The following is a 23,057-nucleotide window of genomic DNA, read 5'->3' on the forward strand; positions in this document are numbered from 1 at the left end:
GAGTGCTACCGGCGGCGTGCTACCGGCGGTCCACCCGCTGGAGCAGGCCGTAGACGAACAGGGCACGGTGGGCCTCACCCTCGTGGGTGAAGTCGACCGCCCAGTGGTGCGGCGCCGAGCCCTCGACGTGCTCGGCGCCCTCGAACGAGGCCCCCACGTCGGAGACGACGGCCGTCCAGGGGGCCAGATCGGCGAACGCGATCGCCTTCGGCTCACCGGCCCGGACGAACCACTGGTTCCACAGCCGCCCGTCCGGGCCGAGCAGGAGCTCGAACTCGAAGTCCGGCCAGTGGACGAGCTTCCACGTGGCCACCTCGCACGGCAGGTCGCCGAAGTCCCTGACCGAGGTCGACAGCGGCGGGCCCAGCGCCGCCCGGAAGGCCCGGACGCCCTTCGGCGCGGTCCTGGAGTGCGCCCACCTGGTCCACATCGTGTGGGCCGCACGGATCTCGGCGCGGGAGGCGTCCATCTCGCGCAGCGCGTCCTCGACGCGTCCGGCGTTGAGATCGCGCATCCTGTGCATCAGCGCCAGCGTGAGCTGCCGGGACCCGAATCCGCCCATTCCCCCACCCTGCACTACCCTCGCCGGAAAGCCGAATCGCGAGGGAGACTCATGTCGTTCGTTGTGCACGTCGCCGATGCCGTGCTCGAAGCGTCGGGCGACGGGACCGCCGCCGCCGTCCTGCACGAGGCGGGCGGGGTCGAGCGGGGCATCTGGGAGATCGAGCCCGGCACCGCCACCGACATCGAGGCCGACGAGATCTTCGTGGTGATCGAGGGCCGCGCCACCATCGTGATCGAGGACGGGCCCACGCTCGAGGTCGGCCCCGGTGACGTCTGCGTCTTCGACAAGGGCGCGCGGACCACCTGGCACGTCCACGAGCGGCTGCGGAAGGTCTACCAGATCACCGGTAGCGGCGGTTGACCCTGATCAGGGGATCCTGCCGGGCCAGGTAGTCGACGCCGAGCACCTCGGCGACGAACAGGACGTGGTCGCCGGCCGGGAGCCGCACCCGCGTCTCGCACTCGATCGCGGCCAGCCCGCCCTCGATCACCAGGGCGTCGGACTTGGGCCCCCGGTGGTGCGGCTGTCCGCCCAGCAGGAGCCGGGCGGACGGGCGGCCCTCGGCGGCGAAGCGGCCCGCCAGGGCGCGCTGGGCCGCGGCGAGGACCGTCACCGCCCAGCGCGGCTGCCGGTGCAGCACCTCGGCCAGGTAGGACGCCGCCGCGACGCTGATCAGCACCATCGGCGGGTCCATCGACACCGACGTGAACGCCGTGATCGTGCTGCCCAGATCGTCGCGGCCGTCACGGACGGTCACCACGGCGACTCCCGTGGCGAAGGACGCCAGGGCGGCCGTGAAGTCCTGCGGCGTCAGCACTCTGCTTCTCCCCCGATGCCCGCTCGCTCCGCTACCTGAGGTCCCAGACGCCCGGCAGGACCAGCGGTCCCGCCGCGGGCAGCCCGAGCCGGGCCGCGACCCCCGACAGGGAGCCCCACGCCTCGATGCGGGCCGAGGCGGCCGAGCGGTCGTCGCTGGATTCCGGCGGCTTGAAGCGGTCGAGCGGGCTGCTCTGCGGGAAGCTGCGGACGGGGGCGTCGGCGGGCAGCCCCGCGGCCTTGCGTGCGACGTCCAGGGCGTGGTCGAGACCGCCGAGCTCGTCGACGAGGCCGCGCTCGCGGGCGTCCGCGCCGGTCCAGACCCGGCCCCTGGCCAGCGGCTCCAGCACGTCGAGGGCCATCTTCCTGCCCTCGGCCGCCTTGGTGGTGAAGTCCGCGTAGATCCGGTCCAGCGAAGAGTTGATCTTGTCCCACTCGCTGTCGGTGAAGTCGCGGGTGGTGGTGTAGATCTGGGAGTGCTCGCCGAACGCCGTGCTGCCGAACGAGACGCCGAGCTTCTGGAGCAGGTCGCTGAAGACCGGCTTGCCGGTGTAGACGCCGATGGACCCGGTGAGCGTGCCCGGCTGGGCGACGATCGTGTCGGCGGCCATCGAGATGAAGTAGCCGCCGGAGGCCGCGAGGTTGCCCATCGACACGACCACGGGCTTGCCCGCCTTGCGGGCCAGCACGATCTCGCGCCAGACGACGTCGGAGGCGACGTAGGAGCCGCCGGGGCTGTTCACCCGCAGCACGATCGACTTCACCCGGGGGTCGCGGACGGCCGAGCGGATCGCGGCGGACAGCGTGTCGGAGCCGACCGCACCGCCCTGCCCGGGGATCGGGCTGCGGCCGCTGCGGCCGAGCTTGATCATGCCCTGGGCGCTGACCAGCGCGACGAGGTCCGGCTCCTTGCGGTTGGGGAGCCTGTCGGCGATGCCGGAGCGGTTGTAGCGGGTCACGAACCGCAGCACCGCGTCCTTGCCCGCGGACCTGCGGACGTAGGAGTACACCTCGTCGCGGTAGCCCAGCTCGTCGACCAGGCCCTCCTCGAGGGCCTCCTCCGCCGTCAGCGGCGCCCGGTCGACCAGCTCCCTGACCCTGCCGGCGGGCAGCGCCCTCGCGGCGGCCACCCCGTCGACGATCTGCTCGCCGATCGAGGCCACCAGGCGCTCGGACGCCTCGGCGTGCGCCTCGGTGTAGGAGTCCTCCAGGAACATGTTCGGCGCGGTCTTGTACTCGGCCCGCTTGCCGAACCTGAACTCCACGCCCGCCTTGTCGAGCGCGTCCTTCAGGAACGGCTCCGACAGCGCGACCCCGGTGAACCCCACGTCCCCGGACGGCTGGAGGAAGACCTTCTCGAACGCCGACGCCAGGTAGTAGGAGGAGGTCCCCTGCCCGGTCTCGCCGAAGGTCTCCGACCAGGCGACGGTCAGCTTGCCCGCCGCGCGGAACTCGGCCACCGCGTCCCGCAGCTCCTGGGCCAGCGCCAGCCCCACTCCCCCGGAGATCTTGACGACCAGCGCCTTGACCTTGGGATCCCGGCGGGCCTTCCGCAGGCCGTCCAGGACGTCCCGCAGATGGGTGCGCCGCATCGACAGCAGGGCCGACAGCGGGTCGGGCGGTGACCCCTCCACGACGCCCTCGGAGAGATCGAGTTCCAGGATCAACGGAGCATTGCGCCGATCATGGAGTTCTTTGACGGTTCCGAGCGCCTTCAGAGGATCCATGAGCCAACACTACGCGTCGGTCGTGACCTTGCGTTCACGGGCGAACGCCTGATTGCCCGTGACGCTGGCGGTGGCCGTGGCGCAGGGGCGTCCGGAGGGGTCGAAGACGGTGGCGGTGCTGACGGTGCGGGTGCGGCCGCCGTGGACCACGGTCCCGACCACCTGGTAGGTGACGTCCGCGGTGACCGGCCGCAGGTAGTCGACGTTGAGGCTCAGGGTGAGCTGCGGCAGGAACAGGTCGCCGGCGCTCGCGGCGGCCAGGCAGACCGCGTTGTCGAGGATCGTCGCGATGAAACCGCCGTGGACCAGGCCGCCGGGGTTGCAGAGCTTCTCCTCCGGCGTCCAGGCCAGGACGATCCGGCCGGGCTCCGCCTTCTCGACGACCTGGCCGATGTAGGTCGAGACGTCGGCGACCGGGGGGAGGCGGCCGTCGGCCATCGCCTGGATGAACTCGGCGCCGGTCAGGGTGTTCCAGAGATCCTGCATCGCCCGACGATAACCGTTCGACCGAACGGGATTCGTGTGGGCTTGGTCACCCATCTCTGCTTCGTCACCTAGTTCTGCTCGGTCACCTAGTTCTGCTTGGTCAGGGTGCCGTCCCCCGTCACGGGACCCGGTCCGGTGATCCGGAAGGCGATCTTGTCGCCGTCGCGGGTCAGCGTGATCTTGCCGCTGGGGCACTCCTTGGCGATGCCGCCCGTGGCGTCGAAGACGAGGGAGGAGCCCTTGGTGCTCTGGTAACCGAGCGTCAGGGGGCAGACCGACGGGCCGGTGAGCTGGGCGTCGGCGCTGGTGTCGCCCTCGTAGAGGGTGAGCGAGGTGGCGTAGGAATGGTTGCCGTACAGGCCGTTGCTGACCCGGACCTCGCCCGTCCAGGTGCCCTTGAAGGACGCCGGGATGCCGCTGCCGCCGCCCGGGCCGCCCTCGCGGCCGAGGAACCAGAATCCGCCGCCGGCCAGCAGCAGGACGACGACCAGCCCCGCGAGGACCGGTCCCGTCTTCGACCGGCGCCGTCCGGCCGGCGGGCGGGCCGGGACGCCGGGGAAGGGCGGCGGGGTCGTCGGGAACGGGGGCGGGGTGGCGGAGAACGGCGGCGGGGTGTTCCCCGGCGGGATCGTCTCCTGGAAGCGCGGCGGCACCGAGGGCTCCGGCGGCAGCGCCTCGGGGATCGACGGCTCCGGCGTGCGCTCCTGGGTGAAGTCGCGCGACCCGGGCGGGCCGGGCGGCCGCCAGGACGAGGGCGGCTGCGGTGTGCCCAGCGGCACCGCTCCCGGCAGGTCCGCGGGCGGGCGCGGCGGGATCGAGGGGGCGGCGGCCGGGAAGCCCGGGGTGGGCGGCGGCTGCCAGGAGGAGACCGGCGGCTCGGCCGGGACGGGCGGCGGCTCGATGTCGAGGTCGGACTCCAGGATCAGATCGTGGACCTGACGCGCGGTCGGCCTGCGGGCGGGATCCTTGTCGAGGCAGCGCTTCAGCAGCGGCTCCCACTCGTCCAGGCCGTGGCCGAGGCGCGGCTCCTCGCGGATGATCCGGCTGAGGATCGCCGCGATGTTGGGGCCGTCGTCGGGGAAGGGGCCGAACGGCGGGAAGGCCGTCGCGGCGAAGACCATCGTGCAGGCCCACGCCCAGATGTCGGAGGCCTGCGAGGCGGGCACCCCGTTGAGCTGCTCGGGCGCGAAGTAGGACGGCGTCCCGACGAGCTGGCCGCTGCGGGTGTGCTGGTCGACGGGGCGGGCGATGCCGAAGTCGACGACCCGCGGGCCGTCGGGGCCGAGCAGGACGTTCGCGGGCTTGAGGTCGCGGTGGACCACGCCCGACTGGTGGATCGCGATCAGCGCCGTGGCCGTGTTCACCAGCAGGCGTTCGAGGTCTCCGTCGCGGAGCGGGCCCGACTGCGCCACGCGCTCGTACAGCGACGGGCCCTCGACGTATTCGCTGACGACGAACGGCCGCTGCCCCTCGAAGGAGAAATCGATCACCCTGGCGATGCAGAACCGCCGCCTGACCCGCTGGACGGCGTTCATCTCGCGTTCCAGCCGCTGCCGCGCCTCGGCGTCGGCCGCCTTCAGCACCTTCACCGCGACGCGCTCGCCGCTCTCCGGGTCCAGGCCGAGATAGACGATGCCCTGGCCGCCTTCGCCCAGCCGCTCGCGCAGCGTGAACCGGCCCAGCGTGCGCGGGTCGTCCGGCTTGAGGGGTTCGCCCACGGTGAATCCTCCGATTTATCGTGCTATGGCCGCCCCCACGGCACTTTCCAACCTAGTGGTTCGGGCCCGGGGAATGCGACGCTGCTTCCTTTGACGCAGGGTTGGGGGGAAAGGTCGACATGAACGGGGACGGATTCGCCCGATGCGCCCGGGGCCACATGCACTGGGGCCGCTACGGGGCCGCCGGGCTGATGCTGCACTGCGACGGGCACGTCCTGCTCCAGCAGCGGGCCTGGTGGTGCAACGGCGGCGGCTCGTGGGGCACCTTCGGCGGCGGGCGCCACGGCCACGAGGACGCGGTGACGGCCGCGCTGCGGGAGACCGCGGAGGAGAGTTCACTCGACGTCTCCCTGGTGGCCGCCCACGGGCTGGCCGTCGAGGACCACGACGGCTGGTCCTACACGGCCGTGATCGGCACCACGACGCACCGGCCCGAGGTGTGGCCGGCCTCCAGCGAGTCCAAGGACGCGGGCTGGTTCCGGATCGAGGAGGTCGACGGGCTGCGGTTGTTCCGGCCGTTCGCGCTGTCCTGGCCTAGGCTCCGGACCATGCTCACCAAGGTCGTCCTGGTCGTGGACGCGGCGAACGTCATGGGATCGCGTCCCGACGGCTGGTGGCGCGACCGTCTCGGCGCCGCCGCCCGTCTGCGCGACTCCCTCGCGGGCCTCGGCCCGGTGCCCCTCGCCCCGTTCGACGAGGCCCTTCCCGAGATCGTCCTGGTGGTCGAGGGGCAGGCGAGGGCGCTGGAGGGCGTCCCGGGCGTCCGGGTGGTCGCGGCCCCCGGCAGCGGCGACGACGCGATCGTCGGCCAGATCGGTGACGACGCCGTCTACTACGTCGTCACCGCCGACCGCGAGCTCAGGGCCCGCTGCGAGGCGCGCGGGGCGACCGCGCTCGGCCCCCGCTGGCTCCTCGACCGTCTCTAGGGCGCCGGCCGGTAGAGCCAGAGCGCGCCCAGCGGCGGCACCCGGAGGGTGACCGAGGCGGGACGGCCGTGCCACGGCTCGTCGCTCGCGGTCACCTCGCCGAGGTTGCCGACACCGCTGCCCGCGTAGTCGTAGGCGTCGGTGTTCAGGACCTCCTGCCAGCGGCCCGGCTCGGGCAGCCCCAGCCGGTAGCCCTCGTGCGGGTTTCCGGCGAAGTTGACGACGCAGGCCAGCTGGGAGCCGTCGCGGCCGGTGCGCAGGAACGACAGGACGTTCCCCGCGGCGTCACCCGCGTCGATCCACTGGAAGCCGGTCTCGCCCTCGTCCCAGAGCGCGGGGATCTCCTTGTAGAGGGCGTTGACGGCCTTCACGACCCGGCTGATCCCCACGTGGAAGTCGTCGTCGAGCAGCCACCAGTCGAGCGAGCGCGACTCGGCCCACTCGCCGCCCTGGCCGAACTCGGCGCCCATGAACAGCAGCTGCTTGCCCGGGTGCGCCCACATGTAGGCGATCAGCGCGCGCAGGTTGGCGAACTTCTGCCAGGTGTCGCCCGGCATCTTGCCCAGCAGCGACCCCTTCTCGTGGACGACCTCGTCGTGGGAGAGCGGCAGCACGTAGTTCTCGGAGAAGGCGTAGACGAGCGAGAACGTGATCTCGCCGTGGTGGTACTGGCGGTGGATCGGCTCGTGCTGGACGTAGCGGAGCGTGTCGTGCATCCAGCCCATGTTCCACTTGAACCCGAAGCCGAGGCCGCCGAGGTGGGTCGGGCGGGTGACGCCGGGCCAGGCGGTCGACTCCTCGGCGATCGTCATGATCCCCGGGTTGCGCTTGTAGACCGTCGCGTTCATCTCCTGGAGGAAGGAGATCGCCTCCAGGTCCTCCCGGCCGCCGTAGACGTTCGGCGTCCACTGCCCGGAGTCGCGCGAGTAGTCGAGGTAGAGCATCGAGGCGACGGCGTCCACGCGCAGGCCGTCGATGTGGAACTCCTCCAGCCAGAAGACGGCGTTCGCGACCAGGAAGTTGCGGACCTCCGAGCGCCCGAAGTCGAACACGAGGGTGCCCCAGTCGGGGTGTTCGCCGCGCTGCGGGTCGCCGTGCTCGTACAGGGGGGTGCCGTCGAAGCGGGCCAGCGCCCACTCGTCCTTGGGGAAGTGCGCGGGCACCCAGTCGACGATCACGCCGATCCCGGCCCGGTGCAGGGCGTCGACCAGGTGGCGGAAGTCGTCGGGGTCGCCGAAGCGGGAGGTCGGCGCGTAGTAGGACGTCACCTGGTAGCCCCACGACGGCCCGTAGGGGTGCTCGGCGACCGGCAGGAACTCCACGTGCGTGAAGCCCATCTCGACCACGTAGGCGGTGAGTTCCTCCGCCAGCTCCCGGTAGGACAGGCCCTGCCGCCACGAGCCCAGGTGGACCTCGTAGACCGACATCGGCTCGGCCGCCCAGTCGCGGGCCTTCCTGGCGTCCATCCACTCGCCGTCGGTCCACTCGTGCGCCTCGGCGAGGACGCGCGAGCCCGTCTTCGGCGGGATCTCGGTCCAGCGGGCCATCGGGTCGGCCTTGCTGCGCCACTGGCCGTCGGCGGCCAGGACGTCGAACTTGTAGGTGGCGCCGTGCCCGACGCCGGGCACGAACAGCTCCCAGATCCCGGACGAGCCGAGCGAGCGCATCGGGTGGGCGGAGCCGTCCCAGTGGTTGAAGTCGCCCGTCAGCCGCACGCCGCTCGCGTTGGGCGCCCAGACCGCGAACGTGGTGCCCGAGACGTCCCCGTAGGTCCGCACCCGTGCCCCCAGGGCGCGCCACAGCTCCTCGTGCCGCCCTTCGGCGATGAGGTGCAGGTCGAGGTCGCCCAGGGTCGGCGGATGCCGGTAGGGGTCGTCCTGGAGGAGCTCGGGGCCGCCGGAGTAGGTGACTGCGAGCCGGTACTCCGGGACGGCCGTCGGCGCCCCGGAGGGCGGGGCGAGGGCCGTGCCCTCCGGCAGGGTCCCGGTGAACACGCCCGCGTGGGAGTGCTTCAGCGGATGCCGGCGGCCGTCCGGAAGCACCACCTCGACCGATTCGGCCAGCGGGCGCAGCGCCCTGACCGTGACCCCGTCGCGCTCTGGATGCGCGCCGAGCACGCTGTGCGGATCATGGTGTTCTCCGCAGACCAGCCGGTCGATCTCCGTGCGTGTGACCCGTGCCATCCGGTACTCCCTCCCGAGGATACGAAGGTTTCCATGCCCTGCCCGGTGGAGGTGTCACATCAGAGATCTATCGAATAATCCAGGACGATCCGGTCCGCCGGAATGATGATGTCCCTGCACACCTCCAGGACGCGGTCGCCGGAGAACATCCGGCGGGTGATGGTGACGACGGGGACGCCGCCCGTCATGCGGAGCGTCTCGGACTCCTCCGGGGTCGGCATCCGCGCCCGGACGGCCTCCTCGACCCTGGTCGGAGGGTGGCCGAGGTAGGCCAGCTGGGCGGGGGTGCCGCCGGGCCACGGCTCGCGGGCCGGGTCGGCGACGGGGGTCTCGGCGACGACGTCCCAGGGCAGATAGTTGATCGAGATCTGCTGGGGCTCGCCCTTGGCGTAGAAGACGAACCTGCGGCGCAGCAGGAGCGTCCCCGGCGGGAGTTCGAAGAGCGCGGCGAGATCCGCGTCGGCGCGGACCCTGCGGTAGACGCGGTCGAGGCGGTAGTCGCTCCACGTGATCCGCTGGTCGTGGGTGAAGGACGTGGCGGGGACGGTCAGCGGTTGCGTCTCGACCCGGTACCGGTCCATCGCGACCCGGCGGACCGGTGGCCGGATCCGGACCACCGTGCCGCCGCCGCGGCGCGTCTCGACGAGGCCCTCGCCGCGCAGCACGGCGATGGCCTGACGGATGACGATCTCGGACACGGAATGCGCCGTGGACAGCGTCGCAATGGTCGGGAGCCTCCCACCGGGGGGATAACTCCCGTCACGTATGCCCCGTCGCAGCTCGTCGGCGATCCGCAAATAGGCAGGTTTCGGCACCAGTCGCGACACCTCCCCTATGACCACCGGAGAAACGTTCCACTTACCTACAGCTTGACGCTTCTCCGTCCTCGATTCACATTTGTATACGGAACATCTCGCTCGGGGAAGGGACCACCCACATGGGGGACTTCGAGGACCTCAAGGCGATCATCGAGGCGGAGTACCCGGGGTGGCTGGTGTGGAGAAGCGACGCGGGCCGGTGGTACGCCACCAGGAGCGGAGACCTCACCGATGCCCAGTTGCAGGCGGGATTCGCCATGACGCTGGCTTCCGACGACGAACCGGGCCTGCGCGAACTCCTCGCGGAGCAGGCCCGAAAGGACACGGAGGAGCAGGAGGGGTAACCCCGGGCCCGGTCCGCTTGCGGGGGCGGGCCGGGCCGGGGTTATCACGTTTCAGGCAGACTCCAGTGACAGGAGTTACAGAAGCGTCCTTCCTTGGTAAGCCTCCCGGCTCCCTGAAAAAGACATGAGAACGCCGCGTATCGACGAACCGGGGTAAATGATTGAACGTTCTAAGAGAGCAGAGGTCCTGACAGGGACCGGCAGCGAGCACTGGAGTCTCCCTTGAGCGGCCCCCCGCAGACCACGAGCCATCTCGCCTCCACCCGCCGCGGCAGGCACGGCCGCCGCGCTCCGATCTGGATGGTCGCCCTCATCGCGGCCCTCGCCGGGATCCTCACCACCGCCGTCTTCCTCTACTTCCGCGGCGACGGCTCCGCGCCGAAGGTCGACGAGAGGCCCGTCGGGGAGATCGCCCAGGGGTTCGACTGGCCCGCCTGGGGCTTCACCCACACCGAGAACAGCCTCGAGAGCACCCCGGGCGCCGCGCAGAACGTCACGACGCAGCCGCTGCTCCAGGCCCAGCACATCATGGGCTTCGGCGCGCTCAACCCGCAGGAGACCCCGGGCCGCTTCGACTGGACCTCCCTCGACCGGCGGGTCGAGCAGATGCGGCAGACCGGCGGCACCCCCGTCATCACGCTGTGCTGCGCGCCGGACTGGATGAAGGGCGGCCCCGCCGGAAAGACGGACTGGTCGCACCTCAACGACGCTCCCGCCGCCCCGTTCTTCGACGCCTTCGCCGAGCAGGCCGGCGTGGTCGCCAAGCGGTATCCCGACATCAAGTACTTCATGGTCTGGAACGAGTTCAAGGGCTTCTTCAACCAGGGCAGGAACCGCTGGGACTACGAGGGCTACACCCAGCTCTACAACAAGGTCTACACGGCGGTGAAGGCCGCGAACCCGGACGCCAAGGTCGGCGGCCCCTACATGGTCGTCAACAGCTACGCCAACGACAGGGCCGAATCCTCCGGCGAGCTGAAGGGCGCGTGGGGCGCCGCCGACAAGCGGGCCCTGGACGCGCTGAAGTACTGGTTCAAGAACAAGAAGGGCGCCGACTTCGTCGTCGTCGACGGCTCGACCCTGCCCGAGGACCGCACCGCCCACGCCGACGAGTTCGCCGCGACCGGCAAGTTCGGCGCGGTCACCCGGTGGCTGCGGGCGAACGGCGGCGGGCTGCCCGTCGTGTGGTCGGAGTGGTACGTGGAGCCCCCGGACGCCCGGTGGCCCGCGGACCGGCTGAACGCCGTGCAGACCGTCGCGATGATCGAGTTCGCCGAGTCGGGGGCGTCGGGGGCGCTGTACTGGAGCCCGCAGGGGAGCCCGGCCCCGTGCGCGGGCTGCCTGTGGGACGCCTCGGGGCGGAGGCTGCCGCCGCTGGAGATGCTCCAGAACTTCGCGCGGTGGTTCAAGCCGGGAACCGAACTCATGCCCATGGCGGCGGCGTCCAAGTCGGTACGGGTCCTGTCGAGCAGGCAGGAGTTCGTCGCCGTCAACACCACCGGCCAGGCGGTCTCGACGACGGTCGGTTCGGTGAGGCTGGATCTCCAGCCCTATGAGGTGAAGTGGGTCGCCCGGTGAGCAGCACGGACTTGGTCGGCATCGAGTTCTGGGAGCGTCCGCACGAGGAGCGTCACGCGGAGTTCGCGCGGCTGAGGTCGCTGGAGTCGCCGCCGTTCTTCGCCGAACCACGGATCCCGCTGGTGCGGGCGGGGAAGGGCTTCTACGCGCTGACCCGGCACGCCGACGTCGTCGAGGTCAGCCGCAACGCGAAGATCTTCTCCAGTGAGCCCGCCGCGACGTCGCCGGAGCCGCCGCCGTGGATCGCCTGGCTGTTCGGGCGTCCGATGGTCAACATGGACGACCCGCGCCACGGCCGGCTGCGCCGGGTGGTGTCGCGGGCGTTCAGCCCGAAGATGCTCGGGAGGATCCAGGAGGAGATCCAGGCGACCGCCACGATGATCGTGGACGATCTGGAGCGCGAGGGCGCCCGCGACTTCGTGGAGCAGGTGGCGGCCCGGCTGCCCATCCATGTCATCTGCGCGATGATGGGCGTCCCGCCGGAGCGGCGCCCGTACGTGCTCAAGCGCATCGACGTGATGACCGAGTACTCGGGGGTGCGCGGCTCCCTCTTCAGCCCGCGCACGATCCGGCTGCTGCTCGGCAACCTCAAGGCGATCGTCGACCTGCACCGGCTGGTGGCGAAGATGGGCCGGGAGCGTCGCGGGGCCCCGCAGGACGACCTGGTCTCCGCGCTGGTCAACGCGAACGTCGACGGAGAGTTCCTCACGACCCGCGAGCTGGGCTCCTTCTTCGACCTGCTGCTGGTGGCGGGCAACGAGACCACCCGCAACGCCCTGGCGCACGGCCTGAAGCTGTTCACCGACCATCCCGGGCAGCGCGAGCTCCTCCTGGAGGACTACGACGCCCGCATCGGCCCGGCGATCGAGGAGATCGTCCGCTACGTCTCCCCCATCATCCAGTTCCGCCGCACCCTGAAGGAGCCCTACACCCTCGGCGGCCACTCCTTCGCGGCCGGCGACAAGGTCGTCATGCTCTACCAGGCCGCCAACCGCGACCCCGCCGTCTTCACCGACCCCGACGACTTCGACATCTCCCGCTCCCCCAACCCCCACGTCGGCTTCGGCGGCCCCGGCCCCCACCTCTGCCTCGGCGCCAACCTCGCCCGCATGGAACTGAAGATCATGTTCCGCGAGCTCTTCACCCGCCTCCCCGCGATCCGCACCACGGACGACCCCGAACTCCTCCTGTCGAACTTCGACAACGGCGTCGTCTGCCAGCCGTTCGCGTTCTAGCCAGGGGCGGTGGCCTCGGTGACGGCCGCCGCGAGGGCGGCGGGGAGGCTCGGGATGAGGCGGTGGGCGCCGTCGCGGGCGACCTCGCGGCCGGAGATGACGACCGTGGTGACGTCGGCGGGGGTGGCGGCGAAGACCACGGATTCGGGGGCGTGGGCGGGGGCGGTGCCGGCCAGGCGGATCGAGTCGAGGGAGACCGTGACGAGGTCGGCGTGGGCGCCGGGGGTCAGGCGGCCCGCCTCCGGCCAGCCGAGGGCCGCGTGGCCGGTGGAGGTGGCGGCGGTGAGCAGCTCTCCGGCCGTCCAGTTGCCGCGGTTGCGGGTGGCGAGGCGCTCGTTGAGCTCCAGGGCGCGGGCCTCCTCGAACAGGTCGATGACGGCGTGCTGGTCGGAGCCGAGGGACAGGGGGGAGCCCGCCGACCGGAGGAGCAGGGCGGGGCCGATGCCGTCGGCGAGGTCGCGTTCGGTGGTGGGGCACATGCAGACGCCGGTCGTGGTGGCGCCGAGCAGGCCGATGTCGTCGGTGGTGAGGTGGGTGGCGTGGACGGCGGTCGTCCGCGGGCCGAGGGCGCCCGCCTCGGCGAGCAGGCCCGTCGGGGTGAGGCCGTGGGCGGCCAGGCAGTCCTCGTTCTCGGCGGGCTGCTCGCTGAGATGGACGTGCAGAGGGGCCTCGCGGTCGCGTGCCCAGGCGGCCACGGTGCGCAGGTCCTCGCGCGGGACGGCCCGCACGGAGTGGATCGCCGCGCCGATCCTGGCGTGGCCGTTCCCGTCGGTCCTCGCGTGCAGGGCGGAGGCGCGGCGAGCCCAGCCCTCGACCGTGCCGTCGCCGAAGCGGACCTGGGGGCCCTCCAGCGGCTTTCCGATGCCGCCCGCCAGGTAGCAGGCGTCGAGGAGCGTGATGCGGATCCCGGCGTCGGAGGCCGCGGCGATCAGCGCCTCGCCCATCGCGTTCGGGTCGGGGTGGGACGTGCCGCCGGGACGGTGGTGCAGGTAGTGGAACTCCCCGACGCACGCCACCCCGGCCAGCGCCATCTCCCCGTAGACGGCCCGCGCCAGCTCGAAGTAGCTCTCGGGGGTCAGCCGGGCGGCGATCCGGTACATCTGCTCGCGCCAGGTCCAGAACGTCCCGGTGCCGGTCTGGGCGCGGCCGCGCAGCGCCCGGTGGAAGGCGTGAGAGTGGGCGTTCGCCAGGCCGGGCAGGGTGAGGCCGCGCAGGCGCACCGCCCCCTCCGGGGCGGGCACGCCCGGCACGACCGCCGTGAAGCGCCCTCCCCGGGCCTCGAGGAGGACGTCGCGTGCCACTCCGTCGCCGAGCCAGGCCAGCTCGGCATGCCAGCGTGCGTCCATGGTCTACCCGGCCAGCTCGGCCAGGACCGTCGCCAGGGCCTCGACCCCGGCCAGGCAGTCCCCGGGCTCCGCGTGCTCGGCGGGGGCGTGCGAGACGCCGGTGGGGTTGCGGACGAACAGCATCGCCGTCGGCAGGTGGGCCGACAGGATGCCCGCGTCGTGGCCCGCGCCGGTCGGCAGGACGGGCACCCCGCCCAGGGCGGCGGCCAGGCGGTCGCGCAGCGCGGTGTTGAAGTCGACGACGGCCGTGTAGGACTCCTCGCGCAGGGCGAAGCCCACCCCGTGGCCCTCCGCGGTCTCCTCCGCGGTCCTGCGGACGTCGGCGACGGTCTCCCGGACGCTCTCGTCACGGGCTCCGCGGGCGTCCAGCCAGGCCGTCACCCGGGAGGCGATCACGTTGACGCCTCCGGGCTCGACCTCGACCTTGCCGACCGTCGCCCGCGTCCCGTGGCGTTCGGCGGCCTCCCTGGCGGCGATCACTGCGTGCGCGAACGGCAGCATCGGATCGCGCCGGTCGGCGAGCCGGGTGGTGCCCGCGTGGTCGCCGTGGCCGTGGAAGTCCAGGCGCCACCGGCCGTGCGGCCAGATCGCGCTGGCCACCCCGACCGGCACGTCCAGCGCCCTGCCCTGTTCGACGTGCAGCTCGACGAAGCACCCGATCCGGCCGAGACGCTCGTCGTCGCGGCCGAGGAGGGCGGGGTCGAGCCCGTGGGCGGCGGCGGCCTCGGCGAAGGTGATCCCGCCGGCGTCGGTCAGCCCGCGCGCCCGCTCCGCGTCGATCTCCCCGCTGAGCAGCCGTGAGCCGAGGCAGGCGACACCGAACCTGGCGCCCTCCTCCTCGGCGAACGCCGCGATCCCCACCGGCCTGGACGGCCTGAACCCGCGCTCGCGCAGCAGGTCGAGGGCGGCGAACGCCGACACGATGCCCAGCGGCCCGTCGAAGGCCCCGCCGCCGGGGACGGAGTCGAAGTGGCTCCCGGTCAGCACCGCCCTGCCCGCGGCGCCCCCGGGGCTCCACCAGGCGTAGAGGTTGCCGTTCCGGTCCTCCTCGACCGCGAGATCGCGGGCCGCGGCCTCCCGCCGGAACCACGCCCGGCACTCCAGCTCGGCGTCGTTCCAGGTGAACCGGCGGTAGCCCGCCGCCGCGTCCCCGCCGACCGTCAGCAGCGACTCCCACAGCTCCGCGAAGCCCACTACGAGCCCATCGGGATCTGGACGCCGCGGTCGGCCGCGACCTCCCTGGCCGCGTCGTAGCCGGCGTCGACGTGCCGGATGACGCCCATCCCGGGGTCGTTGGTGAGCACGCGCTCGAGCTTCTGGGCGGCCAGCGGGGTCCCGTCGGCCACCGACACCTGCCCGGCGTGGATGCTGCGGCCGATGCCGACGCCCCCGCCGTGGTGGATCGACACCCAGGACGCCCCGGAAGCCGTGTTGATCATGGCGTTGAGCAACGGCCAATCCGCGATCGCGTCGGAACCGTCGAGCATGGCCTCGGTCTCGCGGTACGGGGAGGCGACCGAGCCGCAGTCGAGGTGGTCGCGGCCGATCACGATCGGAGCGGCCAGCTCACCGCTCGCGACCATGTCGTTGAACCGCAGGCCCGCCCGGTCGCGCTCGCCGTAGCCGAGCCAGCAGATCCGCGACGGCAGCCCCTGGAACCTGACCTTCTCCCCCGCCATCCTGATCCAGCGGGCGAGCTGCTCGTTCTCGGGGAACAGGTCGAGGATCGCCTGGTCCGTCTTCGCGATGTCCGAGGCCTCCCCCGACAGCGCCGCCCAGCGGAACGGGCCCTTGCCCTCGCAGAACAGCGGCCGGATGTAGGCGGGCACGAAGCCGGGGAAGGCGAAGGCGCGGGCGTACCCCGCGGTCTGGGCCTCACCGCGGATGGAGTTCCCGTAGTCGAAGACCTCGGCGCCGGCGTCCATGAACCCGACCATCGCCTCGACGTGCGCCGCCATCGACTGCCGCGCCCGCTGGGTGAACCCCTGGGGGTCCTTCACGCGCAGCGCCGCCATCTCCTCGAACGGGACGCCCGCCGGGAGGTAGTAGAGCGGGTCGTGCGCGGAGGTCTGGTCGGTGACGATGTCGGCCGGGGCCCCGGCGGCGAGCAGCTCGGGCAGGATCTCGGCGGCGTTGCCCAGCAGCCCGATCGACAGCGGGCGGCGCAGGTCCCGGGCCTCGACGGCCAGCCGCAGCGCCTCGGCCACGTCGTCGACCCGGACGTCGCAGTAGCCGTGCTCGACCCGGCGGTCGATCCGCGACGGGTCGCACTCGACGCAGATCGCCACGCCGCCGTTCATCGTGACGGCCAGCGGCTGGGCGCCGCCCATCCCGCCGAGCCCGGCCGTCAGCGTGATCGTCCCGGCGAGGGTGCCGCCGAACCGCTTCGCCGCGACGGCCGCGAACGTCTCGTAGGTGCCCTGGAGGATGCCCTGGGTCCCGATGTAGATCCACGAACCGGCGGTCATCTGCCCGTACATGGTCAGGCCGAGGGACTCCAGCCGCCGGAACTCCTCCCAGTTCGCCCAGTCGGGCACCAGGTTGGAGTTGGCGAGGATGACGCGCGGCGCCCACTCGTGCGTCCGGAAGATCCCGACGGGCTTCCCCGACTGCACCAGCAGCGTCTCGTCGCCCTCCAGCGAGGTCAGCGACCGGACGATCGCCTCGTAGGAGGGCACGTTCCTGGCGGCCTTGCCGGTGCCGCCGTACACGACGAGCGCCTCGGGGTGCTCGGCCACCTCGGGATCGAGGTTGTTGTTCAGCATCCGCAGGGCGGCCTCCTGCTGCCAGCCCTTGGCGGTGAGCGTGGTGCCGCGCGCGGCGCGGACGGGGGTGCAGGTCATGAGCGGACTCCTAGGAGAGGGGGCCGGTGACGGACTCGGCGGCGTCGAGCAGGGAGCCGTCCTGGACCATCCGGAAGGCGGCCTCGATCTCGGGGGCCAGGTGGCGGTCGGGTCCCGGCGGCGGGACCCGGGTGCGCAGCGCGCGGACCACGGCCGAGGTCGCCGGGGACGGCCGCAGCGGGCCGCGCAGGTCGAGGGCGCGGGCCGCGGTGAGGATCTCGATGGCGACGACCCTGGCCAGCCCGTCGACGGCCCTGCGGAGCTTGCGCGCCCCGTTCCAGCCGAGCGAGACGTGGTCCTCCTGCATGGCGCTGGAGGGGATCGAGTCGGCGCTGGCCGGGACCGCGAGCCGCTTCAGCTCCGCGACGATCGCCGCCTGCGTGTACTGGGCGATCATGTGACCGGAGTCGACGCCGGGGTCGTCGGCCAGGAACGGCGGCAGGCCGTTGCTGCGGGCCTTGTCGAGCATCCGGTCGGTGCGCCGCTCGGACATCGAGGCGACGTCCGCGACCGGGATGGCCAGGAAGTCCAGGACGTAGGCGACGGGCGCGCCGTGGAAGTTCCCGTTGGACTCCACCCGCCCGTCGGGCAGCACGACCGGGTTGTCCACGGCGGAGGCCAGCTCGCGGGAGGCCACCAGCGAGGCGTAGCCGACGGTGTCGCGGGCGGCGCCGCTGACCTGCGGCGAGCAGCGCAGGGAGTAGGCGTCCTGGACGCGCGTGCAGTCCGGGCCCCGGTGCGACTCCATGATCTTGGAGTCGGTGAGGAGGGCCCGCAGGTTGGCGGCCGAGACGGCCTGGCCGGGGTGCGGGCGCAGCTCCTGGAGGTCGGCGGCGAAGACCCGGTCGGTGCCGAGCAGCGCCTCGACCGACATGGCGGTGGCGATGTCGACGAGCTTCAGCAGCCCGCGCAGGTCGTCCAGGGCGAGGACCAGCATGCCGAGCATGCCGTCGGTGCCGTTGATGAGGGCCAGGCCCTCCTTGGCGATCAGGGTGACGGGCTCGATGCCCGCGGCCTCCAGCGCCGAGGCCGCGGTGACCAGGTCGCCGGCGCCGTCCCTGACGGTCCCCTCGCCCATCAGCGCCAGCGCGCAGTGCGCGAGCGGCGCGAGGTCGCCGGAGCAGCCGAGCGAGCCGTACTCGTGGACGACCGGGGTGATCCCGGCGTTGAGCATCGAGGCCAGTGTCAGCGCGGTGCCGGGCCGCACGCCCGTGCGGCCGGTGGCGAGGGTCGACAGGCGCAGCAGCATCAGCGCGCGCACGACCTCCCGCTCGACCTCGGGCCCGCTGCCCGCCGCGTGCGACCGGACCAGCGAGACCTGGAGCTTGGCGCGCAGCGCCGGATCGATGTGCCGGGTCGCCAGCGCGCCGAACCCCGTCGAGACCCCGTAGACGGGCGTCGGCCGCGCGGCCAGCTCGTCGATGGAGGCCCGCGAGGCGGCCATCGCCGCCAGCGACTCCCTGGTGATCCCGACCAGAGCGCCGCCGCGAGCCACGGCGGTGACCTGCTCGAACGTCAGTGCTCCCGGGCCGATCTCGATCAGCGGTGCGCCCGCCCCTGTTCCCCCCATGTCCGTCTCCATGCCCTCCATTGGACAGGCGCATTCATGATCACATCACCCCTGGCGGAAGGCGTCCGTCTCGGATACGAGACAATCGGCCCATGGCCCAAGTACCCTCGGCGATCCGGACGCTGGCCGTCCTGCGGATCCTGGCCGCCTCCGCGGAGCCCCTGGAGGCCGCCGCGGTCGCCCAGCGGCTCGGGATCCCCCGGTCGAGCACCTATCACCTGCTCAACGCCATGATCGCGGAGGGGTTCGTGGCCTATCTGCCCGAGGAGCAGCGGTACGGGCTCGGCGTCGCCGCCTTCGAGATCGGCTCGGCGTATCTGCGCCAGGGCCCACTGGTGCGGCTGGCCCGCACGGTCCTGCACCGGCTGGTCGACCAGGTCCAGGAGATCGCCCAGCTCGGCGTCCTGCACGGCGCCGACACGCTGTACCTGCTCAAGGAGCAGCCCCGCCACCACGCGACGCTCGTCACCGACGTCGGCGTCCGGCTGCCCGCCCAGCTCACCGCCAGCGGCCGCTCGATGCTGTGCCGGCTGTCCCCCGCCCAGGTCCGCGCCACGCTCCCCTGGCCGCTGGCCGACCGCTCGGGAACCGGCCCCGCGACGCTCACCGAACTGCGGCGCGTCCTGTCCGCCGACGCCCGCCGCGGCTGGTCCTACGAGCACGGCCAGGTCACTCCCGGCTTCACGACGATCGCGGCGGCGGCCTTCGACCACACCGGCCGTCCCGCGGCCTCCGTGGGCGTCACCTTCCGGTCCGGGGACCGGCCCGAGGCCACCTGGCCCGACCTCGCCGCGCACGTCCAGAGAGCCGCCTCAGAGCTCACCCGGCGCCTCAGCGGCCACTCCCCTCCCGGCACTCACCTGACTTCAGGCCCGGAAGGTGGACGCCAGTAGATAAGTGAACGAAGTTCAGGAACCTTCGTTAACAAACAAATTCTTCACTTCATCCGCTTTAGGCACCATAGTTGGGCCCGTGGATCGGAAGGTGGCCCAGCGCACACTCCCTGATGAAACCGCGCTCTCCGCGGCCGTCAGGTGCGCTCAGCGGGGAGACGAGGAGGCCTTCCGTACGGTCTACCAGGATCTGCATCCGCGGTTGCTGCGCTATCTGCGCGTCCTGGTCTCCGACGACTCCGAGGACGTCGCCTCCGAGGCCTGGCTGCAGATCGTCCGGGACATGCCCTCGTTCAAGGGCGAGTACGACGGGTTCCGCGGCTGGGCCACCACCATCGCCCGCAACCGCGCCCTCGACCACGTGCGCCGCCGCCAGCGCCGCCCCCAGGCCGAGACCCCGCTGGACGAGCTCGCCGAGCGGGCCTCCGACGAGGACACCGAGGGCAGCGCCCTCGACGGGATCGGCACCGAACGGGCCCTGAACCTCATCCGGCGGCTCCCCCAGGACCAGGCCGAGGCCGTCCTGCTCCGGGTCGTCCTCGGTCTCGACGCCAAAACCGCAGGTCAGGTCCTCGGGAAGCGCGCCGGGGCGGTCCGGACGGCCGCCTACCGGGGACTGAAAAAACTCGCGACGGAAATCGAGTGACACTTCCGTGCGGCGCGGCGCTGAGAGAGATGAGATGAGCGCTAAAGGGATCGGCAAGAGGGACGCAGAGCGACTGCTCCGCGGACTTCCTGCTGGCCAGGACGCGGATCCTCTCGCCGATCTGCTCGCCGCGGTGGCCGTACCCGGGACCGCGAGCGAACTGGCCGGCGAGGAGATCGCGGTGGCCACGTTCCGGATGGCGCTCGACAGTCCGGTCGTGGTGCTCGGGAGGACCTCATCGACGCGTGGCAGGGGGAGATCGTCCGCATGGACGGCCAGGGCGGTGACCGTCAAAGCCGTGGGGCTCGCGGTGGCCGTGACGGCGGTCTGCGGCGGCGCGGTCATCGCGGCGGGGAACGCGGGCCGCACCGGCCCGACCGTCGTTCCCTCGGCGACCACCCCGGCTCCGCTGCCGCCCGCTCCCACGGTGGCCCCCTCGCCGGAGAAGCTCACCCGCAAGCAGGCCCCCAAGGCCAAGGTGAAGCCCGGCACGAAGAAGGCGCAGACCGCGGAACTGGCGGACCTGTGCAAGGCGTTCCTCGGCCGCAAGGCCGACACCGCCGGCCTCGATCGGCTGATCAAGGCCGCCGGGGGCAGGAAGGACGTCCTCGGCTACTGCTTCACCCTGCTCGGCAAGGACGCCGGACGACCCCAGGACTGGCCCCAGTGGCCCCTGCGTCCGGCCAGGGACGACAAGGCGCTCGAGCGCTGGATCAAGGACCAGAAGAAGGCGTGGGACTCCCTGCTCACGCCCTAGACCACAACTGAAGAAGACTCCGGGCATCACAGCGGGTTCTGCCCCCGTTCCCGCTGGCCCCGATGCCCGGAACTGCCGGGTCTTCTCGCGCCCTCCGGTCCGGACGGTGCGGCGACCCCACTGTGAGAGCGGCCGTCCGGTCGCGCGAGGAGTTCGGCAGTATGCCGTGTTCGCGGGCTTTGCCCGGGCCCGCGAACACGGCTCATTCACTGGTCCGCCGCGTCTGTCGATCTGGGGTGGTCGCGCAGACGTGGCGGGCCGCTTTCTCTCCCGGCCCCTCCCCGCACGCCCGCTCCCCGGTGACGACGATGGCCGCCCCCACGCGGGAGCGGCCATCGTCGTCACGAACGGATTCACGGGTGCGCGGCGAGCCACTCCTTGGCCACGGACGCGGCGTCCTTCTTGTCGATCGCGATCTCCTTCACCAGCTTGAGGAGGTCCTCGGTGGTGAGCTTGGCGGAGACGCCGTTGATGACGCCCTCGGCGGTCGCGTCGACGGCGTCGGCGCGGACCAGCGGGGTGATGTTCTGGAAGCCGAAGACGTGCTTGGGGTCCTCCAGCACGACCAGGTTCTGGGTGACGATCGCCGGCGACGTGGTGAACACGTTGCCGATCTGGACCTTGTCGCTCTTCAGCCAGGTCGGGATGTTGCCGCCGCCGGAGCGGTCGGGGGTCCAGCCCTTGAAGGTCAGGCCGTAGACGCTGCTGAACTTCTCCTTGAACCGCTGCTCGAAGGTGGCCGGGCCGCCGACGGTGAAGTCCTTCGCGACCGGCTTGAGGTCGTCGAGGGTCTTGAGGTTGTGCTTCGTTGCGGTCTCCTGGGTGACCGTCAGGGAGTCGTTGTCCTCGGCGGGCGACGGGGCGAGGATCTTCAGCGAGGCCGGCAGCTTGCCGGTGAGCGCCTTGGTGGTGTCCTCGGCCGTGGCCGGGACCTCGCCCTTCGGGTCGAGGTAGGCCAGCAGCGCGCCGTTGTACTCGGGGAAGAAGCTGATCGTGCCGTTCTCGATGAGCTTGTAGTACGCCTCGCGCTCACCGATCTTCAGCTGCTTCTTGACCGTGACGCCCTTGGCCTCGAGCGCGCCCGCGTAGATCTCGGCGAGCAGCTCGGACTCGGGGAAGGCGGCCGAGCCGACCGTGATGGTCTTCGAGGAGGCCGAGCCGCTGGGCTTCGGCGCCTCGAGCGGATTGTCCGACTTGCCGTCGTCACCGCACCCGGCGACGAGCGTCGCGAGCAGCGCGGTTCCGGCGAGGATGGAGAGAGAACGCATGTGAGGTGGAGATCCTTTCAGGATTTCTGCCGCAGTCCCTTGGGGGTGAGCACGCGGCCGAGCAGGGTGAAGGAGAGCTGGACGGCGATCGCCAAGATCACTACCAGGACGGAACCGCCGACGACGGTGCCGTATTCCTGGAGCAGGACGCCGTCCATGATGTAGCCGCCGAGCCCGCCCAGGTTGATGTAAGCGGCGACGGTCGCCGTGGCGACCACCTGCACGGCGGCCGTGCGAACACCCAGCATGAGCAGTGGCACCGCGATCGGCAGCTCCACTCTCAGCAGGATCTGGAGCCCGGTCATGCCCATGCCGGAGGCGGCGTCCCTGATCTGCGGCTCGACCTGCCGGATCCCCTCGTAGGTGTTGAGGAGGATCGGCGGGACGGCCAGCGCGATCAGCGGGATCAGCGCCGCCGAGTCGCCGCCGGTCGTCAGCAGGTAGATCAGGACGAGCAGGCCGAGCGTGGGGAGCGCGCGGAAGGCGTTGGCCACGCTGATCACCGTGAAGGCGAGCGGGTTGCCGGTGCGCGCGATGAGCAGGCCGAGGGGCACGCCGATCGCGACCGCGATCAGCAGGATGAGGAGGCTGTAGCCGAGGTGCTCGGCGACGCGGGTGGGGATGCCGTCGGGGCCGTGCCAGTTGTCCCCGTCGGTCAGCCAGGTCCAGCCTTCGTTCATCGGGCGCTCCAGGGGGTGAGCAGGCGCTGGAGCGCGACCAGCACCAGGTCGAACACCACGGCCAGCAGCACGATCAGCACGATGCCCGCGATGACCGGGGTGGTGAACTGCAGGTCGAAGCCGGTCTTGAACAGGGAGCCGAGCCCGCCGATCCCGATGATCGCGCCGAGCGAGACCAGGCTGATGTTGGAGACGGTCGCGACCCGCAGCCCCGCGATGATCACGGGCACCGCGATCGGCAGCTCGACGGCCACCAGCCGGCGCAGCGGTGTGTACCCCATCGCGGTGGCGGCCTGGCGGACGTGCTCGGGGACCTGGCGGAGGCCGTCGACGACGTTGGGGACCAGGACCGAGAGCGTGTAGAGCGTCAGGGGGATGACGACGGTCCAGATCTCGAGGCCGAAGTAGTCGATCAGGAACAGGAACAGCGCCAGCGACGGCACCGCGTAGAGGATGTTCACGGCGGTCAGGACCGGCGGGTAGAGCCAGCGCCAGCGCGCGCACAGCACCCCGAGCGGGACCGAGACGAGCAGCCCGAACAGGATCGGCAGCAGCGCCAGCTTCAGGTGCAGGAACGTGAGGTCGCCGAACAGCCCGTAGTGGTCCTGGATCCAGTCCCACCGGATCAGCGGCTCGTCCTCAGGCATCGGCGAGCTCC

22 protein-coding genes are annotated in these 23,057 nt (G+C 71.8%); 8 read left to right on the top strand and 14 right to left on the bottom strand.

The genetic code is table 11. From position 1 onward, the window contains the following. Positions 1-19: 19 nt before the first annotated feature. Positions 20-562: a hypothetical protein gene (locus ABD785_RS04660; RefSeq protein ID WP_344822470.1), complete on the bottom strand. Its 543-nt coding sequence runs from the start codon at positions 560-562 to the stop codon at positions 20-22. A 51-nt stretch (positions 563-613) separates the two neighbouring features. On the opposite strand from ABD785_RS04660, the gene ABD785_RS04665 reads away from it, so the two are divergent. Next, positions 614-925: a cupin domain-containing protein gene (locus ABD785_RS04665; protein ID WP_344822472.1), complete on the top strand. Its 312-nt coding sequence runs from the start codon at positions 614-616 to the stop codon at positions 923-925. On the opposite strand, the gene ABD785_RS04670 is transcribed toward ABD785_RS04665, so the two are convergent. From ABD785_RS04670 to ABD785_RS04685, 4 genes are all read right to left on the bottom strand, one after another. Then, complete coding sequence (locus ABD785_RS04670) at positions 906-1,382, bottom strand: flavin reductase family protein (protein ID WP_344822474.1); 477 nt, start codon at positions 1,380-1,382, stop codon at positions 906-908. The two genes, ABD785_RS04665 and ABD785_RS04670, sit on opposite strands and share 20 nt — an antisense overlap. Before the next feature lie 31 nt (positions 1,383-1,413). Further along, positions 1,414-3,108 (bottom strand): signal peptide peptidase SppA, encoded by a 1,695-nt coding sequence (gene sppA / locus ABD785_RS04675; protein WP_344822475.1) that lies wholly within the window; start codon positions 3,106-3,108, stop codon positions 1,414-1,416. 9 nt (positions 3,109-3,117) lie between these two features. Next, positions 3,118-3,594 carry a PaaI family thioesterase gene (locus ABD785_RS04680; protein WP_344822476.1) on the bottom strand — a complete coding sequence of 159 codons (477 nt, stop codon included), beginning with the start codon at positions 3,592-3,594 and terminating at the stop codon, positions 3,118-3,120. An 86-nt stretch (positions 3,595-3,680) separates the two neighbouring features. After that, a complete protein-coding gene (locus tag ABD785_RS04685; RefSeq protein ID WP_344822477.1) occupies positions 3,681-5,312 on the bottom strand; it encodes a serine/threonine protein kinase in 1,632 nt (543 codons plus the stop codon). 119 nt (positions 5,313-5,431) lie between these two features. On the opposite strand from ABD785_RS04685, the gene ABD785_RS04690 reads away from it, so the two are divergent. Beyond that, positions 5,432-6,238, top strand: a complete 807-nt coding sequence (locus ABD785_RS04690; RefSeq protein WP_344822478.1) for an NUDIX domain-containing protein — start codon at positions 5,432-5,434, stop codon at positions 6,236-6,238. On the opposite strand, the gene glgB is transcribed toward ABD785_RS04690, so the two are convergent. Together glgB and ABD785_RS04700 are read right to left on the bottom strand one after the other, a co-directional pair. Next, entirely contained in the window at positions 6,235-8,421 is a 2,187-nt protein-coding gene (gene glgB / locus ABD785_RS04695; protein ID WP_344822480.1) for a 1,4-alpha-glucan branching protein GlgB, read from the bottom strand. The genes ABD785_RS04690 and glgB overlap by 4 nt on opposite strands. Before the next feature lie 59 nt (positions 8,422-8,480). Next, a complete protein-coding gene (locus ABD785_RS04700; protein ID WP_344822481.1) occupies positions 8,481-9,263 on the bottom strand; it encodes a GntR family transcriptional regulator in 783 nt (260 codons plus the stop codon). A gap of 95 nt (positions 9,264-9,358) precedes the next feature. Here ABD785_RS04700 and ABD785_RS04705 point away from each other — a divergent pair, with 95 nt between their 5' ends. From ABD785_RS04705 to ABD785_RS04715, 3 genes are all read left to right on the top strand, one after another. Beyond that, complete coding sequence (locus ABD785_RS04705) at positions 9,359-9,583, top strand: hypothetical protein (protein WP_344822483.1); 225 nt, start codon at positions 9,359-9,361, stop codon at positions 9,581-9,583. 222 nt (positions 9,584-9,805) lie between these two features. Beyond that, a complete protein-coding gene (locus ABD785_RS04710; RefSeq protein ID WP_344822485.1) occupies positions 9,806-11,161 on the top strand; it encodes a glycoside hydrolase family protein in 1,356 nt (451 codons plus the stop codon). Continuing rightward, entirely contained in the window at positions 11,158-12,396 is a 1,239-nt protein-coding gene (locus tag ABD785_RS04715; protein WP_344822487.1) for a cytochrome P450, read from the top strand. Before ABD785_RS04710 ends, ABD785_RS04715 begins: the two co-directional genes overlap by 4 nt. On the opposite strand, the gene ABD785_RS04720 is transcribed toward ABD785_RS04715, so the two are convergent. Genes ABD785_RS04720 through hutH form a run of 4 tightly spaced genes read right to left on the bottom strand, consistent with a single transcriptional unit; the run spans position 12,393 to position 18,155 of the window. Continuing rightward, on the bottom strand, positions 12,393-13,742 hold the full coding sequence (locus ABD785_RS04720) for a formimidoylglutamate deiminase (RefSeq protein WP_344822489.1): 1,350 nt from the start codon (positions 13,740-13,742) through the stop codon (positions 12,393-12,395). The genes ABD785_RS04715 and ABD785_RS04720 overlap by 4 nt on opposite strands. 3 nt (positions 13,743-13,745) lie before the next feature. Next, positions 13,746-14,936 (bottom strand): allantoate amidohydrolase, encoded by a 1,191-nt coding sequence (locus tag ABD785_RS04725; RefSeq protein WP_344822490.1) that lies wholly within the window; start codon positions 14,934-14,936, stop codon positions 13,746-13,748. Further along, positions 14,936-16,585: a urocanate hydratase gene (gene hutU, locus ABD785_RS04730; RefSeq protein WP_344822492.1), complete on the bottom strand. Its 1,650-nt coding sequence runs from the start codon at positions 16,583-16,585 to the stop codon at positions 14,936-14,938. Before hutU ends, ABD785_RS04725 begins: the two co-directional genes overlap by 1 nt. Before the next feature lie 10 nt (positions 16,586-16,595). Further along, on the bottom strand, positions 16,596-18,155 hold the full coding sequence (gene hutH / locus ABD785_RS04735; RefSeq protein ID WP_344822494.1) for a histidine ammonia-lyase: 1,560 nt from the start codon (positions 18,153-18,155) through the stop codon (positions 16,596-16,598). Positions 18,156-18,247: 92 nt separating this feature from the next. Between hutH and ABD785_RS04740 the strand changes: the two genes are divergently transcribed. From ABD785_RS04740 to ABD785_RS04750, 3 genes are all read left to right on the top strand, one after another. Then, on the top strand, positions 18,248-19,048 hold the full coding sequence (locus ABD785_RS04740; protein WP_344822496.1) for an IclR family transcriptional regulator: 801 nt from the start codon (positions 18,248-18,250) through the stop codon (positions 19,046-19,048). 79 nt (positions 19,049-19,127) lie between these two features. Beyond that, on the top strand, positions 19,128-19,694 hold the full coding sequence (locus tag ABD785_RS04745; protein WP_344822498.1) for an RNA polymerase sigma factor: 567 nt from the start codon (positions 19,128-19,130) through the stop codon (positions 19,692-19,694). A 34-nt stretch (positions 19,695-19,728) separates the two neighbouring features. After that, entirely contained in the window at positions 19,729-20,451 is a 723-nt protein-coding gene (locus ABD785_RS04750) for a hypothetical protein (protein ID WP_344822500.1), read from the top strand. Between the two features lie 353 nt (positions 20,452-20,804). Here the strand turns inward: ABD785_RS04750 and ABD785_RS04755 are convergent, their stop codons facing one another. Genes ABD785_RS04755 through ABD785_RS04765 form a run of 3 tightly spaced genes read right to left on the bottom strand, consistent with a single transcriptional unit; the run spans position 20,805 to position 23,046 of the window. Further along, positions 20,805-21,719 carry a glycine betaine ABC transporter substrate-binding protein gene (locus ABD785_RS04755; RefSeq protein WP_344822502.1) on the bottom strand — a complete coding sequence of 305 codons (915 nt, stop codon included), beginning with the start codon at positions 21,717-21,719 and terminating at the stop codon, positions 20,805-20,807. 17 nt (positions 21,720-21,736) lie between these two features. Further along, positions 21,737-22,399: an ABC transporter permease gene (locus tag ABD785_RS04760; RefSeq protein ID WP_344822504.1), complete on the bottom strand. Its 663-nt coding sequence runs from the start codon at positions 22,397-22,399 to the stop codon at positions 21,737-21,739. Continuing rightward, positions 22,396-23,046: an ABC transporter permease gene (locus tag ABD785_RS04765; RefSeq protein WP_344822506.1), complete on the bottom strand. Its 651-nt coding sequence runs from the start codon at positions 23,044-23,046 to the stop codon at positions 22,396-22,398. The genes ABD785_RS04760 and ABD785_RS04765 overlap by 4 nt, the downstream gene beginning before the upstream one ends. Positions 23,047-23,057: the final 11 nt, after the last annotated feature.

Origin of the sequence: Actinocorallia longicatena (genome assembly GCF_039534125.1) — a bacterium.
Classification (GTDB): domain Bacteria; phylum Actinomycetota; class Actinomycetes; order Streptosporangiales; family Streptosporangiaceae; genus Actinocorallia; species Actinocorallia longicatena.